The sequence below is a fragment of the Pseudoalteromonas sp. AS71 genome, from assembly GCF_038900275.1.
Taxonomy (GTDB): Bacteria; Pseudomonadota; Gammaproteobacteria; order Enterobacterales; family Alteromonadaceae; genus Pseudoalteromonas.
Genome location: NZ_JBBMQZ010000002.1, coordinates 52,486 through 67,781 on the forward strand (window position 1 = coordinate 52,486; position 15,296 = coordinate 67,781).

Genomic DNA, 15,296 nt, shown 5'->3' on the forward strand with positions numbered 1-15,296 from the left:
GTTAGTTAGTTAGTTAGTTAGTTAGTTAGTTAGTTAGTTAGTTAGTTAGTTAGTTAGTTAGTTAGTTTATAAATAAAAATGCCACTCTAAATAGAGTGGCATTTTTGTTTAATCAGTAATAATTGTATTAAAGATCAAATGTGCGAGAAACAGCAAGTACGATACGCTCATCAGCATAATCGTAATCTAAGCTTGTGTTTTCAGCAGCCACTTCAATACCAAAACCTTCGTAGCTTGTTTGGTATGCCAAGCGATAGTGGTGGTATGATTTATCACCCTTAGCGCCATCCCACTGAAACTTATCACCATCAAGTGAATTTGAAATATCAAAACTTGCACGTAGTGCGTGGTTTGGAGCTAGTTCATAAGTGTGAGCAACCATTGAAATTACATGACCGGCGCCTGTTCCAAAGTAATCCCAGCTGTACCAAAAGTTAAGCTCAGTTTGTCCGTACTCACTTGCGTAACCAAATTTTGTGTAAGCTTCAGCGTAGTTTCCATCGCTGTTATTACCTTGGTACGTGTAATAAGCAATACCGTAGTCAACGCTAAATTGCTCATCAAGTTGCACATACTTACCTACATAGGCATCAAGTTCAAAATCAGTGTCGTCACCAAAATCTACATTTGAAGCCCACACACCTGCGTAAACACCGCTGTCAAAGGCATAGTCCAAGCTACCTTGAATCGCTGGGTCGCTATCTGTTTGTGTTACACCATTAAAAGTGTAGTCAGACGCTGCAGTGATTGTTGTTGACCAATCAGCTGCTGCAGTTGTTGATAAAAGCGCAAATGGTAGTGCTACTGCAAGTTGTTTTAGTTTGTTATTCATTATTTATCCCTAGTGTACTGTGTCAATTTTTGTGTAATCAATTTCGTTTGCTTTTGGTGAGCTATCTATATTCGTTACTGTTTTAAATTTACTGTAACCAATAAAAGCAGCACAGATAAAGAACAAGCCAATTACTAATGCACCTACCCACTGAATTTGTAAAAATTCCAATTTAAACAATAGTGTAAGTAGTGATAAAGCAACAATGTTTCCGACTATGTATTTCATTTTTCCAAAACGCTTTACGGTAAAGTTTAGGTTATCTGTATATAAACGCACTAACGAATCGAGTGAGTTAATTACAAATACAATACCTACAAATACCATAGCAAAGTTTTTAATACCTTGAGTTGGAATGCCCGCTTCGTGGTAGTGATAAAGTACACTAAACCAAATTGCGATAGGAATAGAAGGGAAAATCAACATTGCAGCCAATACTTGGTATGTTTTAAGTCCACCAACAAAGCGTGATGTAAATTGACCAATCATTATGCTCCATGCGAACCACCAAAATAAGTAAAATTCATGGTAATCATTAAGTGGTAAAACAAATTCATTAATATTAGCAAAGTAAGTACCAATAGAGCCTAAGTTATCTGTAAATGCTGACATTTGACTATCACCGATCACAAATGCGCCAGCCCACATAAAGGCGATTAATACTAAAAATAACCACGTAGTAGAAATACTTAAAATACGTACATATTTAATATCAGTACTTGAGTACACAGCAAAACAGATAGCTGCAAACACAATTAAATAAAACTCAGAAACTATACTTGTTCCATCACCTAATTCGGGTAAATACCATGGTAGGTTTGTAAGCAATAAATAAGCGGTAAATGCACATGTACCAATAATTACAACGTTATTGATAAATTTAACCCAAGGAATTTCGAAAAATTTCACTTTAGGTTCTATTACACAGAAATAAAAGCACGTAAGAAAGTAAAACCCCCAGATCAAAAATCCCCAGTAGCCAAACTCAATAGCCAGTGGATTTGCAAACGCGTATTCTGGGCTTGCTTTTATGTCTGCATAACCTGCAAACTCAGTTAAAGGAAACATGATAAGGCCAACATCAAGGCCAGAAGTAAATAGTATTGCTATAAACGTAAAGGTTCGAACTGGTGTTACACCTACTACGCGAACATTACCCCATTTAATTAAAATAGTGATAATGGCAAGTAAGGTAAAAATGATCCCTGCATTAAGCCAAATAGTCATTGTTACCCTCCAGTAATGAATAAAAATAATTCATAAGCACTCCGTATTTTATTGTTTTATTCTCGCATTAACACAACGTAACCTATTTACATCGTGTGCCACTGCAAGGCACGCATTGGTTTAGCCCGACGAGACTAAACCTGAGCATGTGGCTAAAGTTAGATCTCCGTACTACGTTGTGTTTCTTGCCAGTTTTTTGTTATGGCAACATTCACATCCGATTTCTGTAATGGGTCTTTACCTAAAATTATGTCAGCTGCTTTTTCGGCAACCATAATAGTAGGCGCATTCAAGTTTCCGTTAGGAACCGTTGGGAATATAGATGAGTCAACAACACGTAATCCTTCAATACCATGTACTTGCGTATTTGAGTTAACAACGGCCATATCATCTTCACCCATTTTGCATGAGCAAGAAGGGTGGTAGGCACTTTCTACGGCTTGGCGTACAAAGGCATCTATTTCTTCATCTGTTTGAATATGTTTACCTGGTTGAATTTCTTCATCGCGGTATTCATCAAAGGCACTTTGCTCGATTATGTCGCGTGTTAAGCGAACGCATGCTCTAAAGCCTTCAATATCGTCTTGATGCTCAAGGTAATTAAATAAAATTGTTGGTGGTTGCTCAGGATTTGCAGAAGCAATAGTCACACTACCACGGCTTTTTGGTTTGTTATGACCAACATGTACTTGAAAACCATGACCTGCAAATGCGCTTCGACCGTCGTAACGCATAGCCGCTGGTAAAAAGTGATACTGAATATCTGGCCATTCAACACCTGGTTTTGAGCGAATAAACGCACACGATTCAAAATGATTCGTTGCACCTAAACCCGAACGCGTTAATAACCAGCGCGCGCCAATCAAACCTTTTGAAACAATGCCTAGCTTGCCGTTAAGCGTGATAGGTTGCTTACACTTGTATTGAAAGTAAAACTCAAGATGATCTTGTAAGTTTTGACCAACACCAGGTAGATGATGTTGTACTTCAACGCCTGCTTTTTCAAGCGCTTGTGTGTCACCAATACCAGAGAGTTGTAAAATATGTGGAGAGCCGATTGGGCCTGCACTTAATACAACGTCTTTTGCAGCATGTGCAGTTTTAACGTCGCCATTTACTTTGTATTCGATGCCAGTAGCTTTCTTGCCATCTAAAATCACGCGTTGTGCGAGTGCACCTGTAATAATCGTTAAATTACTACGCGATTTAACAGGGTCTAAATACTCACGCGAAGCAGAGCTGCGCACGCCGTCTTTTACGGTCATGTGCATTGGGCCAAAACCCTCTTGCTGCGACGCATTATAATCATCTGTAGAAGCGTAACCGGCTTGTACACCTGCTTTGATAAAGGTGCGGTAAAGCGGGTTTTTCATTTCGTTGCCGTTATTAACGCCAAGCGGGCCTTTGCCACCACGGTAAGTATTTTCACCAAGGTAAAAGCTTTCTGCCTTTTGAAAATACGGTAAACACGATTGGTAATCCCAGCCGTTTGCACCGTGTTGCTGCCATTCGTCAAAATCTTTTGCGTGACCGCGTACATACACCATGCCATTAATAGATGACGAGCCGCCTAATACTTTGCCTCGTGGGCAATGCATTTCACGGTTATCTAAATGAGGCTCAGGCTGCGTATGAAACTGCCATGCGTATTTGTCACTATTCATAGGAATAGATAACGCGGTTGGCATTTTTATAAAAATACTTTTATCGCTACCGCCAGTTTCAAGCAGTAATACGCGATTATTTGAATCTTCAGATAAACGGTTGGCTAGAACACAACCCGCCGAACCCGCGCCAACAATAATATAGTCGTAATGATTACTCATAGTAGGGCGCCTTAAAATGGGCTTTCTATGTCGGCCATACCAACATAAATAGACTTAGTTTGCGTGTATTGATCAAGCGTTTGTATACCATTTTCACGGCCAATACCCGATTGCTTATAACCGCCAACTGGCATTTCAGCCGGTGAGTTACCGTATGCATTAATCCAACAAATACCAGCTTGTAACTTATGAATTACGCGGTGAGCACGTTTAATATCGCTAGTAAATACGCCTGCGGCTAAACCAAGGTGAGTGCCGTTAGCACGTGCAATAACATCGTCTTCGTCTTCAAAAACAAGCACGCTCATTACCGGACCAAATATTTCTTCTTTAACGATAGTCATGTCGTCATTACAATCAATAAACACAGTCGGTGCTACAAAATAGCCATTAGGTGCAGATTCTGGTGAAAGCGTTGTGCCACCAGTTAATAACGTTGCGCCTTCTTCGATGCCTTTATTGACGTAGCTCATTACTAAATCTTGATGCTTTTTAGAGATAAGTGCGCCAAAGTTTGTATTTAAATCTTGAGGGTCGCCAGCAATAATGTTTTTCTCAGTGCGCGCTTTAAGCTCATTAATAAATTGCTGATATACATTTTTATGAACGTAAATACGCGTACAGTTAGTACAAATTTCGCCTTGGGTATAAAAGTTACCTAACATCGCAGCGCTAACAGCTTGCTCAATATTGGCATCATCAAAAACTAACAGCGGAGATTTACCACCAAGCTCCATCGTTACATCTTTTAAAGTGCCCGCAGCGCTTGCCACTACTTTTTTACCTGTGCCTACTTCACCAGTAAACGATACCTTATCAATCTCACTGTGCTGTGTTAGCCACTGACCTACATCGCCCGCACCTTGAACAACATTAAACACACCAGCCGGTACGCCAGCTTCAACAAACACTTCTGCAAGTTTTAGTGCACCTAGTGGTGTTTCCTCAGATGGTTTGAATATAAACGCATTACCAGCAGCGAGAGCCGGTCCTGACTTCCAACATGCAATTTGCAAAGGGTAGTTCCATGCACCAATACCAGCACATATACCTAATGGTTCTTTGCGTGTGTAATAAAAATCGTTGCCAACCATTTGTTGCTGGCCTACTTGTGCAGGAGCTAAACCAGCAAAGTATTCAATTACATCAGCGCCAGTTTCTATATCAACACAATTTGCTTCTTGCATTGGTTTACCGGTATCGAGTACTTCTATTAGTGCTAACTCATCGTTGCGTTCGCGTAACAAAGCAACGGCTTTTAATAAAATACGACTACGTTCAATTGGCGCCATTGCTGACCACTGAGCAAAACCTTGTTTTGCGCTTTCAATAGCTGCGTTTTGAATAAATTCATCAGCAATTTCTACTGCGTAAATAACCTCACCCGTTGCCGGATTTGTTACATCAAATGTTTTGCCGTTTTGGTTTGCAAGGAAATGGCCGTTAATAAAATTTTGATAGACAGGTGTAGTCACGCTAGGCTCCATATTGCTTTATGAGTGAATGTACATAGCTTTTTGCTAAATCTTCACTGTGTTTAAACTGGTTATTATCTGATTTACTAAGTACTGCTCTTAACCATAGGCCATCGATCATTGCGGCGCTAAGTTCTGCAGCTTGATTTGCTTGCTCAATAGGCATTAATTGTTTAAAAGAAAATGCTAAATTACTTTGCAAGCGTTTACTGTTTACATTTTGTAGTCGGTGTAATTCTTCATCATGCATCGATTGCGCCCAAAAACTTAACCACGTTCGGGTTGTATCATTACGCTGTTGTACAAGCGCAAAGTTGGCTTCGATAATAAACATTAAACGTTCAGTCGCATTTGTTTGATGATTTACTTTGCCTATCAAGTCTTGTTTTAAGCTTGTTAGTAAGTATCGAACAGTGGCTTCAATCAGCCCCTGCTTACCACCAAAATAATGACTAATAATACCCGACGATAAACCTGCATTTTTACTAATGCTGTTTATAGTCGTTCCTTGTAATCCATTCGTCGCAACAGATTCTATAGTTGCGTCAATTAACTGCTGACGCCTGACAGGTTCCATTCCAACTTTAGGCATAATTTTTATTAATTGAACGTTCAATAAAGATAAGCTTAAGGTAATAGCTCTAACAATTCAAGGTTGAGGTAAATATCTAGATGCCAAAATGTAGATTAATCATTAATAAAAGTGCAACTAATGCGATAAAGAAGATAAAGTTTTATTTTATTTTATTACTTATAAAACATGGTGTTGAAAGATTTTTTTTGAGATTAAATAATAGTAATGATTTGTTTACAGCAATAAATGAATAAAATGTGTAAAAATCGTTAGTGCAGTAATAGTTAGAGCACTAATAGTATTATTTTAATGCAAAAGCGCACTAAACCTGTAATTGCTTAGTGCTCTAATAAATTTATATAGAGAGTAAACTTTATGGTTTTATCGTTTTAAAGCGCTTGGTTTTGAAAGGTTAGGTATTATTAATAACACCTTTAAAAAGGAGAGGGTAACGTCTTAGTCTATTGCCAATATAGTCATCAGCTAAAATTTGCTGGCAAATGAAATCAATATCTTTGCTTGCTTCAAAAACCCAATCAAAGCGCTCTATAGCCAGTAAAAAACCACGCTTTAAATGAGTTTGAGCACGGTACTGTTCTAAATTGTCTTGAATAATAGAGACTTTGCTTGGATCAGATCTAAGCTCTTCTACTACTTGGTTTATAAAAGTAGTATTGAGCTTGCTTGTAGGGCGGTGTCTGAGTTTTCGTGGGTGCATTAGCTCTCGTTTGCAATGTTATATAATTTTTTCAAAAAGTCGTCTTTATGCTTTTCATGTTCATAGTCAAGGTGGTAAGTATTATGAAAACCAAAGCGCAGCTCTACGCCGCTACCTTGTAGGTATACTGTGTAACCATCTACGTCTGAATAAGCAGTAACGCCTTGATAATGCTTACCTTCATCAGTCATTTCACCTTTTTGAATTATACGTTCATACACGGCTAAAATCTGTTTATTGTCGAGTTCGTTTTTCATGTTTTATACCTTTTATTTGATAACTCATACGATACAGATATGAGGGTCGATCATCTTAAAAACAATAGCTAAAAAAGTGTGATATTGCTTTGTAATTTAGCTTTTTTAAATTATGCTCAAAACTCATTTATTGTTGAGCTTACACCATGATAGACAAGGCGTTACTACTAAAAACTCGTGAGTTATCGGATCAATTAATTGCATTGCAAACGCCTATTAGGATACTTGATGCTATTAATTGGGATAAACAAACTAAAGAAGAGTTTTTTAGACAGAAATGTCAAAAAAACCCACTTATCGATCGTGCATACTATCAACAGCGCGACCTTGGTTTTGTACCTAGCGAGTTACGCCAAGCGTTTTCTACTTTGCACCGTAACATTATTAACCAACTGGGGCAGTTAAATCCGATTGCTCAATATATGGGAAAAATGTGCACTGAGTATAAAACGGTATTAAGTATGCTTGAATATCGAGGTACGCCAGAATTTCATGACTTATCGGTGGAGTTATTTGGTCACCCTAAAGACTTATTCCATGCCGGTGAGCCCTCACTCTCTGAGCTAGCTAATATGCTAGATAAACCGCTGCAAAATTTACTAATAGCCGACATACTGCCTGACGACCCTAAAAATATTGATGCTGTTGATGCTGTACGTATTTTGTCTGAGCAAGTAAACGCTAGTATGGCAGGTATAAACGTAGAGGTAATGCTTAGCGATGGTATTGTCAGTGATGCAGCCGCCGGTGCTAATAATATTAAGCTTAATCAAGATGTTAAATTTTCTCAGCGTGAACTTGATATATTGGAAGTTCATGAAGGGTGGATACACGTAGGTACCACTCAAAATGGTCTAGCTCAGCCGTATTTAACGTGTTTAAGTAAAGGTACGCCTAGCTCCACTATTACCCAAGAAGGCTTAGCGGTATTAACCGAAATTATTACTTTAAAATCGACTCCGAGACGTTTATCTAAATTAGTAAATCGTATTCAAGCGGTTACAAAGGTAATAGATGGCGCTGAGTTTGTAGACATTTACCGCGACTATGTCGCGCAAGGTTTATCAAAAGATGACAGTTATACACTCGCGCAGCGTGTATTTAGAGGGAGCACGCCAACAGGTCTGCCTTTTACAAAAGACATTGCCTACATTAAAGGCTTTGTACTGGTATATAACTTAATTCGCGTAGCAATACAGCTAGGTCGAATCGATAGGCTTCCTTTATTACTGGTGGGTAAAATATCGATAGATGATTTTAGGTTAATATCGCAGCTTCATGATTTAGGTGTGATAGAGAGCCCACAATTTGTGCCACCACACTTTAAAGACTTACGTGGTTTGGCAACGTGGTTGAGCTTTGGCCGCTTTATTGGCGACTTATCGTTTGAAAAGTTAGAAAACGATTATAAACCGTTATTTTTATAATTAATCAACATAACTACCGACATAAAAAAAGCCCATAACGGGCTTTTAAAATAAAGTACTTTAGGCTTTGCTATCGAGCGTTGGTGCTTTCAAATATTTTGTCAGCTGAGGCTGCAACAAAACCTGTATAAAGCTCGCCGTCTGCTTTAGGGTAACGAATAGCAAACTCATAAAAACAGCTAGGAATGCTCATATCACCGTCACTAAAGGTAACAGAGTATTCATCAGCAAGTGTTGACGATTGCTCTAGTAACACCTCTGGTGAGCCTTTAACCTCGCCGCCTGACGTGTTAAGCGAAAAGCCCGCGTCTTTTAGGGCTTGGTTAACATCATGAATGTTATCAAACTTAGCAAGCGTATTAATGTTTACGGTAAAGTGATTGGCACGGTAACCCCACGCCGACATCCACGCTGCATATTCGCTTTCAGCTAGCAGTTGTTTGTAAGTATCGGTGCTTACTTGCCAATGCGTGCCTGAATACAAAAAGTTATCAGCAGTTACTGCGCTTTCATCAATTTGGCTTACCATGTCAGTTACGATGGCTTGTAACTCTGGCGAGCATTTTTCTATTAACAGTTCAGAGATAAACACTTTTGGCTGATTAGGGTCGCTATGCTCGTAGTGCTTTGCGTAAAGTTTTTTAGCTTCAAAGTGGTACTCACCACACTCTTTGTAACCAATAGCTAGAAAGTGAGCTGCGAGTTTTTCAAGACCCACTTTTTCAATATTAAATGTACGCAGCGCAATATGATCGTTAATGATGTCATCTTTTTGCGTTGACCCTAAAAGGTCATGAATTTTGTCTGCCGATGGAGTTACGTTTAAGTAATTTTTCCAAAGGTTATTAAATAATGTATTTACATCAGTATGCATGTTAAGTCCTTAAATCTAAAATTTGGTTTTATTACTTATTCAATTATTAAGCCCGGCGCTAGGGTTTGCGGTAAGCTCACTTTGTCTGACTCAACAGATGCTACAGGGTATGCGCAATAATCGGCGGCATAATAGGCACTGGCTCTGTGATTACCACTGGCGCCAATACCGCCAAATGGAGCTGCACTTGAGGCACCCGTAATAGGGCGGTTCCAGTTAACAATACCTGCACGAATACGCTTTAAAAAGTAAGTGTAGTCATCTTCACTGTCGCTAAGTAAACCTGCAGATAAACCAAAGCTTGTGTTGTTGGCTTCAATGATTGCGCTGTCAAAATCATCAAAGCGATATACTTTAATTAGCGGTCCAAAATGTTCTTCATCTGGCATGTCGGTAATGTTTGTTACATCAATAATGCCCGGGCTTACAAAGCCTGTGCTTGGTTTTAATTGCTTAAGTTCAACAAGGATTTGTGCGCCTTTTGAGACTAATTCACTTTGCGCGGCAACCATACCCAGTGCTGCTTTTTCGCTTATCATCGCACCCATAAAAGGCTGCTCTGTAGCAAAGCTGTCGTCTACAACTATATTTTTAGTTGCGCTTATTAGCTTTTCTAAAATAGCATCGCCGTTGGCTGATTTTTCAATAAATAAGCGGCGTGCACACGTACAGCGCTGACCTGAGGTAATAAAGCCTGATTGAATAATATCGTGCACAGCAGCGCTTACATCACTCACATCTTTTACAATCAGTGGATTATTACCGCCCATTTCAAGCGCTAAAATCTTACCGGGGTGTCCAGCAAACTGTTTATGTAATAAGTGACCTGTGTTTGAGCTACCGGTAAAAAACAAGCCATCTATATCTTTATGAGAGGCAAGTGCTTTACCTGTTTCAATTTCACCTTGCACAAGGTTAATAACACCCGCTGGTAAGCCCGCTTTTAGCCAAAGTGAGAGGGTAAATTCTGCCACGTGCGGAGTAAGCTCTGATGGCTTAAATACTACAGTGTTGCCAGCTAGAATTGCAGGAACAATATGTCCGTTTGGTAAATGCCCAGGAAAGTTATACGGGCCAAAAATAGCCACAACGCCATGCGGTTTGTGTCTAATAAACGCTTTAGCACCGGGCATTGGGTTTTCGGTTGTACCGGTACGCTCATGGTAGGCTTTTACAGATATAGCTACTTTACCTGTCATTGCGCCTACTTCGGTGCGGGTTTCCCATAATGGCTTTCCTGTTTCGCGTGCAATTATGGTCGCAAATTCTTCGCTGTGTTCTTTTAATTGTGCTGCGAAGCTTTCAAGAATGACTATACGCTCTTCAAGTGGTTTGTCTGCCCATTGTAATTGCGCAGCTCTGGCTGCTTTTATAGCCGAATCTACTTGATCAGCGTTTGCGCCATTACCTTGCCATACGACATCGCCATTACTTGGATTGATTGACTCAAATACTGGGCCAAGGCCTGTATGCCATTGGTTATTAATTAGGTGTGTATTCATAAATTATTTACAGGCGGAAAAATCGCGCTGCGTCTCCTTGGCTTAAATTAAGTGCCTTAGCCACATCTTGGCTAATGACGAGAAAATGTTTCGCATGATTGTAATGTGCGTCTTTGGTAAATGTTGCTCTAAAGCCACTTACGCCTTGATTACATACAGCCAGCGTATCTGAGCTATTTTGTGATATGTGATCAAGCTCACCAATAGTAATAGGGCAAACTTGAGAGTCGCGAATGCTGCGAATATTACCAAGCTTTGCTTCAACCGTTGGGCCTGCGTCAAATAAGTCAACGTAGCCTCTGTGCTCAAAACCTTCTTTTTCTAATAATTTTAGCGCAGGTTTTGTTTTTTCATGCACATGGCCAATAACAGCTTGGGCTTTTTTGCTAAGCAAGTTCACATAAATAGGGTATTTAGGCATTAACTCGCTAATAAATACCTTATCGCCTAAGCCCACTAAGTGATCCGCTTCTGGAAATTCGATACTAAAAAAGTGTTCTTGCAGCCATTGCCAAAAAGGAGAATGGCCGTCTTCGTCGCTAACACCGCGCATTTCTGCGATAACAGTATCGGCGAAACGCTCGCTATGCTGAGCCATAAACAAAAAGCGTGAACGCGATAAAAATCGACCCGTTAGGCCTTGACGACTATTTTCGCGCAAAAATAATGTGCATATTTCAGAGCAGCCTGTGTAGTCGTTACACATGCTTAAAATATCAACGGTGTTATATACATTTAAAGTAGGTGAGTGGTGTACTGTTTTACCTAAATGATAATGATATAAAGGCACCGATAAACCTACCGCAGCTTCTATAGCGGTTGTACCAATAACGTCACCTGTTTCACTGTCTTCTAAAACAAATAAATAGCTTTCATCAAGTGGCTGGTTAATGTTTTTGGCAAAGCTTTTTTCAGCACGTTCAATTTTTTCTTTAAGCTGTGCATCGTCCACAGGCAAAGAGGTAAACCCATGGCCTGACTCAATTGCTATTTGTTTAAGCGCTTCAAAATCATTGGCAGTAATAGGACGTAATACTTGCATTTATTGCTTGCTCCAATAGCACGCCAGTAGGCGTGCTAATTTAAACTATATTAACCGTTTACTACATCGCTAACCGCTTTTTCAAAGCGCGCTAAGCCTTCTTTAATATCTTCAAACGGAATAACTAAAGACGGTGTAAAGCGAATTACATTCATGCCAGCTACAAGGTTCATTAAACCATTATTAGCACTCGCTACTAAAAAGTCGCGTGCACGGCCTTCAAATTTGTCATTTAATACTGCGCCAATTAATAAGCCTTTACCACGCACTTCACTAAACACGTTGTATTTTTCGTTAATTGCGTTTAATCCGTCACGGAATAATTGCTCGCGCTCTTTAACACCGTTTAGTACGTCCGGTGTATTTACTGTATCAAATGCAGCTTCTGCAACAGCACATGCAAGTGGGTTACCACCGTAAGTAGAGCCATGCGTACCAATTTTTAAGTGCTCAGCAATGTGTGTGCGAGTGATCATAGCGCCAATAGGAAAACCACCGCCTAATGCTTTTGCAGTTGTTAAAATGTCAGGTACAACCTCTAAGCCTTCGTAAGCGTATAAATCGCCTGTGCGGCCAACACCTGTTTGCACTTCATCAAAAATAAGTAGCGCGTTATGTTTAGTACAAAGTTCACGTACTTTTTTAGCAAAACCATCTGTTGGTAAAATAATACCGCCTTCACCTTGCAATGGTTCCATCATAACTGCACATGTTTTATCGCTGATCAGCGCTTCAAATGCAGCAATGTCATTAAAGTCACAATGTACTATGTCAGCAGGTTTTGGACCAAAGCCATCTGAGTAAGCGGCTTGTCCGCCAACGGTTACGGTGAAAAAAGTACGGCCGTGGAAACCTTTATTAAATGCAATTATTTGCGTTTTTTCAGCGCCGTAAACATCAAGTGCAAAACGACGGGCTAGCTTAAGCGCCGCTTCGTTTGCTTCTGCGCCTGAGTTTGCAAAGTAAACTTTATCAGCAAATGTGGCTTCAACCATTTTTTGAGCTAAACGAAGTGCTGGCTCATTAGTCATTACATTTGATAAATGCCAAATTTTTTCGCCTTGCTCTTTTAATGCTTTAACTAATGCAGGATGGCAATGACCCAAACAGTTAACGGCAATACCACCAGCAAAATCAATAAACTCATTATTATTTTGATCCCAAACGCGTGAGCCTTCACCGCGAACTGGGATAACAGCAGAAGGATTATAGTTTGGTACCATTACGTCGTTAAATAAGTCTCTTGTTACTTGCATTTTGTACACCTAAATTGAAGGGCTTAGATAAAAGATTAGTTGCTAAATCAAAGAAGAATATAGCCTTTATTCTTCAGCAAACACGTTATTATTTCTTGTAGGGCGTCATTATCGAAGGTTAGCTGTTAAAATTGCAGTGCTATTTTGTGAAAAATGATTAAAATAAAAGTCAAAATAACGAAATAAATAACCATTATGATAACTCCACAAGATGAAAAGCTACTATCTGTATTAAAAACAAACGCAAGAGCCAGTATTTCAGACCTTGCTCGCATGCTTGATTTATCTCGTTCAACGGTACAAAGCCGTATGCTTAAATTAGAAGAAACGGGTGTAATTAAAGGGTATAGCGTAGATTATGGAGATGACTACCTCAGTAAAATGGTATCAGCTCATGTGTCTATTAAAGTTAAGCAAAAATTAACAACTAAAACAAATATTGAGCTTAAGCAAATTGATGCAATTTCGCAGCTCTATGCCATAAGTGGTGAGTTTGACTTAATTGCTGTGGTACAGGCTCAAAATTTAGAGCAATTAAGCCATTTACTTGACGATATAGGAAATCTTGATGGAGTAGAGCGCACAACGTCATCGGTTATTTTAGAGACTAAATTTAAGCGATGAACCAGAGCATTTATGATCCCAGCAGCAAATTACTTTGTTGCTGCATTGATTGTGACAGGTTTTGTTTTTGCTCTTTTAATCACTTCTTTGGTTGCTTCATCTAATTTTATAAAATAAGCATTACCGCCAATTCCTTTAAACTCTTCATCTGTAAATACAATGGTGTTGTCATCAAAAAAGGTGACCGCTTCTTTTTGTGTAACAATTCCTAAATCTATTTTTGAAACATCACCAGAGAAAAATTTATCACCTTCAAAGTTTTCAAATAACCAAAGACTGGTTGAATCAAGTAAGACTAATTTTTTACGATCAGGGCTAAGCGCTGCAGAGGTTATCCAGCATAGTTTTTCAAGCGTGGTACATGTTTTAAAAGAGTCGATTAACTCAGCCTTAAAATTAGCCGCATGATCGCCTACTTTATACACTTTAGTAATACCATCGAAAGGCTCGGTACGGTTTTTGGTAAATAAATATAAGTGACGACCTAGTGCTACAAATGCCTCTAAATCAAAATTACGGTTATTAGGTTTTATTGGACTGCCATCCATTTCGGGGTAGGTGAACTTGATTATTTCGGCTTGGGTTGTATCTGTTTTTATATCTATCGGGTTCTCTATTTTATAAATAGTGAGCCATCTACGGTCGTTTTTGTTATTGCCAAAATCCCCTAAAAAAAAGTGCCCAAATTTATTTTGGGTCATATCTTCCCAGTCAATATTTTTAGCGTTTTCAACTAGTATTTCTTTGGCGATAGAGCCATCTTGATTAAGGCGGTAAAGCTTGGGTTCATTGCCTCCGTCGTTTATCGCCCATAGACGTTTTTGTTTATCAAATTCAATACCTGAGATTTCTTTTAATTTAGGATCAACTGAGATTTCTTTTTTACTATAAAGGGTATAGATTGAAGAACCAACAAGTGTGGCTATTATTAAAAAGGCGATTGCTATAGTTATTAAAATGCTTTTTTTCAACATGAAAATTATGATATTTCAGAGTATTAAGATGCTGTGTATTATCACTGATGAAAGTACAGAACAAAAGGGTTTTATAAATTTAGGCAATACTTTTGGATTATTTAACTTTAAATTCAGTTAAATAAATAATATGTGATGTACGCTTAGTTGGTTCAAATATTGCTCTGAACTAATGAGCTTTTAAAAAAAGATTGTTTATATACTAACCGCACTTTTTAGGTGCAGAAAAATGAATTGTTGCACTGTAATAATGCGTAAATAAAGTTTTGGTTAACTTAAAACGTGTTTAATGATTTTGAATGGAATCCACATCGCCTTTTTGTTTAGTTGTATGGCCTGTGGCAAAGATTAAGTACCCTTTTTGGTTTAGTTGGAGCCTGCTATGTTGAATAAACGTTTTTTTAAAACAAAAGATGAAGCTGAAGTAACCTTTGAATTCTCTCATCCTGAGGCTGAAGAAGTTTGCTTACTAGGTGAATTTAATGATTGGCAACCTGTGCCAATGAAGCTTAATAAAAAACAAGGTGTGTTTAAATTTAAGCAACGCTTACCTATCGATCAACAATTTCACTTTCGTTATTTAATAAATGGAGACATTTGGGATAACGACCACCAGGCTGATGGTTATATTGGCAATACATTTGGCACAGAAAACAGCATAGTAAATACTCAACGCATTAATTAAGGC

At 38.8% G+C, this 15,296-nt stretch carries 15 protein-coding genes; 3 read left to right on the plus strand and 12 right to left on the minus strand.

Features of this window, described 5'->3' with window-relative positions:
• Positions 1-127: 127 nt before the first annotated feature.
• The 7 genes from WNY98_RS02215 to WNY98_RS02245 all read right to left on the minus strand — a co-directional run bounded on the left by WNY98_RS02215 (position 128) and on the right by WNY98_RS02245 (position 6,909).
• Positions 128-832 carry a TorF family putative porin gene (locus WNY98_RS02215; protein ID WP_024599927.1) on the minus strand — a complete coding sequence of 235 codons (705 nt, stop codon included), beginning with the start codon at positions 830-832 and terminating at the stop codon, positions 128-130.
• 9 nt (positions 833-841) lie between these two features.
• The gene (locus WNY98_RS02220; RefSeq protein ID WP_024599928.1) at positions 842-2,059 is read right to left on the minus strand and encodes a BCCT family transporter; all 1,218 of its coding nucleotides are present in this window, start codon (positions 2,057-2,059) and stop codon (positions 842-844) included.
• Positions 2,060-2,217: 158 nt separating this feature from the next.
• On the minus strand, positions 2,218-3,885 hold the full coding sequence (betA, locus tag WNY98_RS02225) for a choline dehydrogenase (RefSeq protein WP_342877007.1): 1,668 nt from the start codon (positions 3,883-3,885) through the stop codon (positions 2,218-2,220).
• 11 nt (positions 3,886-3,896) lie between these two features.
• Positions 3,897-5,360 (minus strand): betaine-aldehyde dehydrogenase, encoded by a 1,464-nt coding sequence (gene betB / locus WNY98_RS02230; protein WP_342877008.1) that lies wholly within the window; start codon positions 5,358-5,360, stop codon positions 3,897-3,899.
• A gap of 1 nt (position 5,361) precedes the next feature.
• Positions 5,362-5,937 carry a transcriptional regulator BetI gene (betI, locus tag WNY98_RS02235; protein ID WP_342877084.1) on the minus strand — a complete coding sequence of 192 codons (576 nt, stop codon included), beginning with the start codon at positions 5,935-5,937 and terminating at the stop codon, positions 5,362-5,364.
• A gap of 409 nt (positions 5,938-6,346) precedes the next feature.
• A complete protein-coding gene (locus WNY98_RS02240) occupies positions 6,347-6,652 on the minus strand; it encodes a hypothetical protein (RefSeq protein WP_024604519.1) in 306 nt (101 codons plus the stop codon).
• The gene (locus tag WNY98_RS02245) at positions 6,652-6,909 is read right to left on the minus strand and encodes a DUF3081 domain-containing protein (RefSeq protein WP_008169639.1); all 258 of its coding nucleotides are present in this window, start codon (positions 6,907-6,909) and stop codon (positions 6,652-6,654) included. Before WNY98_RS02245 ends, WNY98_RS02240 begins: the two co-directional genes overlap by 1 nt.
• A gap of 146 nt (positions 6,910-7,055) precedes the next feature.
• On the opposite strand from WNY98_RS02245, the gene WNY98_RS02250 reads away from it, so the two are divergent.
• On the plus strand, positions 7,056-8,336 hold the full coding sequence (locus tag WNY98_RS02250) for a flavohemoglobin expression-modulating QEGLA motif protein (protein ID WP_008169642.1): 1,281 nt from the start codon (positions 7,056-7,058) through the stop codon (positions 8,334-8,336).
• Between the two features lie 70 nt (positions 8,337-8,406).
• Here WNY98_RS02250 and WNY98_RS02255 read toward each other — a convergent pair whose 3' ends face one another.
• From WNY98_RS02255 to WNY98_RS02270, 4 genes are read right to left on the minus strand one after another with little or no spacing between them, the layout of a single operon-like run.
• Positions 8,407-9,210, minus strand: coding sequence for a DUF1338 domain-containing protein (locus tag WNY98_RS02255; RefSeq protein WP_342877009.1), 804 nt, complete (start codon positions 9,208-9,210; stop codon positions 8,407-8,409).
• Between the two features lie 35 nt (positions 9,211-9,245).
• Positions 9,246-10,712, minus strand: a complete 1,467-nt coding sequence (gene astD / locus WNY98_RS02260) for a succinylglutamate-semialdehyde dehydrogenase (RefSeq protein WP_342877010.1) — start codon at positions 10,710-10,712, stop codon at positions 9,246-9,248.
• A gap of 7 nt (positions 10,713-10,719) precedes the next feature.
• Entirely contained in the window at positions 10,720-11,754 is a 1,035-nt protein-coding gene (gene astA, locus WNY98_RS02265) for an arginine N-succinyltransferase (protein WP_342877011.1), read from the minus strand.
• 50 nt (positions 11,755-11,804) lie between these two features.
• Positions 11,805-13,010: an aspartate aminotransferase family protein gene (locus tag WNY98_RS02270; RefSeq protein ID WP_342877012.1), complete on the minus strand. Its 1,206-nt coding sequence runs from the start codon at positions 13,008-13,010 to the stop codon at positions 11,805-11,807.
• Positions 13,011-13,205: 195 nt separating this feature from the next.
• On the opposite strand from WNY98_RS02270, the gene WNY98_RS02275 reads away from it, so the two are divergent.
• Positions 13,206-13,634 (plus strand): Lrp/AsnC family transcriptional regulator, encoded by a 429-nt coding sequence (locus WNY98_RS02275; protein WP_024598140.1) that lies wholly within the window; start codon positions 13,206-13,208, stop codon positions 13,632-13,634.
• Between the two features lie 29 nt (positions 13,635-13,663).
• On the opposite strand, the gene WNY98_RS02280 is transcribed toward WNY98_RS02275, so the two are convergent.
• Positions 13,664-14,608 (minus strand): hypothetical protein, encoded by a 945-nt coding sequence (locus WNY98_RS02280; protein WP_342877013.1) that lies wholly within the window; start codon positions 14,606-14,608, stop codon positions 13,664-13,666.
• Positions 14,609-14,990: 382 nt separating this feature from the next.
• Here WNY98_RS02280 and WNY98_RS02285 point away from each other — a divergent pair, with 382 nt between their 5' ends.
• Positions 14,991-15,293: an isoamylase early set domain-containing protein gene (locus WNY98_RS02285; protein ID WP_007580752.1), complete on the plus strand. Its 303-nt coding sequence runs from the start codon at positions 14,991-14,993 to the stop codon at positions 15,291-15,293.
• Positions 15,294-15,296: the final 3 nt, after the last annotated feature.

Coding starts and splice junctions, on each gene's coding strand:
- astA (WP_342877011.1), bottom strand. CDS start 11,754: ATGCAAGTATTACGTCCTATTACTGCCAATGATTTTGAAGCGCTTAAA.
- WNY98_RS02245 (WP_008169639.1), bottom strand. CDS start 6,909: ATGAAAAACGAACTCGACAATAAACAGATTTTAGCCGTGTATGAACGT.
- betI (WP_342877084.1), bottom strand. CDS start 5,937: ATGGAACCTGTCAGGCGTCAGCAGTTAATTGACGCAACTATAGAATCT.
- WNY98_RS02270 (WP_342877012.1), bottom strand. CDS start 13,010: ATGCAAGTAACAAGAGACTTATTTAACGACGTAATGGTACCAAACTAT.
- WNY98_RS02280 (WP_342877013.1), bottom strand. CDS start 14,608: ATGTTGAAAAAAAGCATTTTAATAACTATAGCAATCGCCTTTTTAATA.
- astD (WP_342877010.1), bottom strand. CDS start 10,712: ATGAATACACACCTAATTAATAACCAATGGCATACAGGCCTTGGCCCA.
- WNY98_RS02215 (WP_024599927.1), bottom strand. CDS start 832: ATGAATAACAAACTAAAACAACTTGCAGTAGCACTACCATTTGCGCTT.
- WNY98_RS02250 (WP_008169642.1), top strand. CDS start 7,056: ATGATAGACAAGGCGTTACTACTAAAAACTCGTGAGTTATCGGATCAA.
- WNY98_RS02285 (WP_007580752.1), top strand. CDS start 14,991: ATGTTGAATAAACGTTTTTTTAAAACAAAAGATGAAGCTGAAGTAACC.
- WNY98_RS02255 (WP_342877009.1), bottom strand. CDS start 9,210: ATGCATACTGATGTAAATACATTATTTAATAACCTTTGGAAAAATTAC.
- WNY98_RS02220 (WP_024599928.1), bottom strand. CDS start 2,059: ATGACTATTTGGCTTAATGCAGGGATCATTTTTACCTTACTTGCCATT.
- WNY98_RS02240 (WP_024604519.1), bottom strand. CDS start 6,652: ATGCACCCACGAAAACTCAGACACCGCCCTACAAGCAAGCTCAATACT.
- WNY98_RS02275 (WP_024598140.1), top strand. CDS start 13,206: ATGATAACTCCACAAGATGAAAAGCTACTATCTGTATTAAAAACAAAC.
- betA (WP_342877007.1), bottom strand. CDS start 3,885: ATGAGTAATCATTACGACTATATTATTGTTGGCGCGGGTTCGGCGGGT.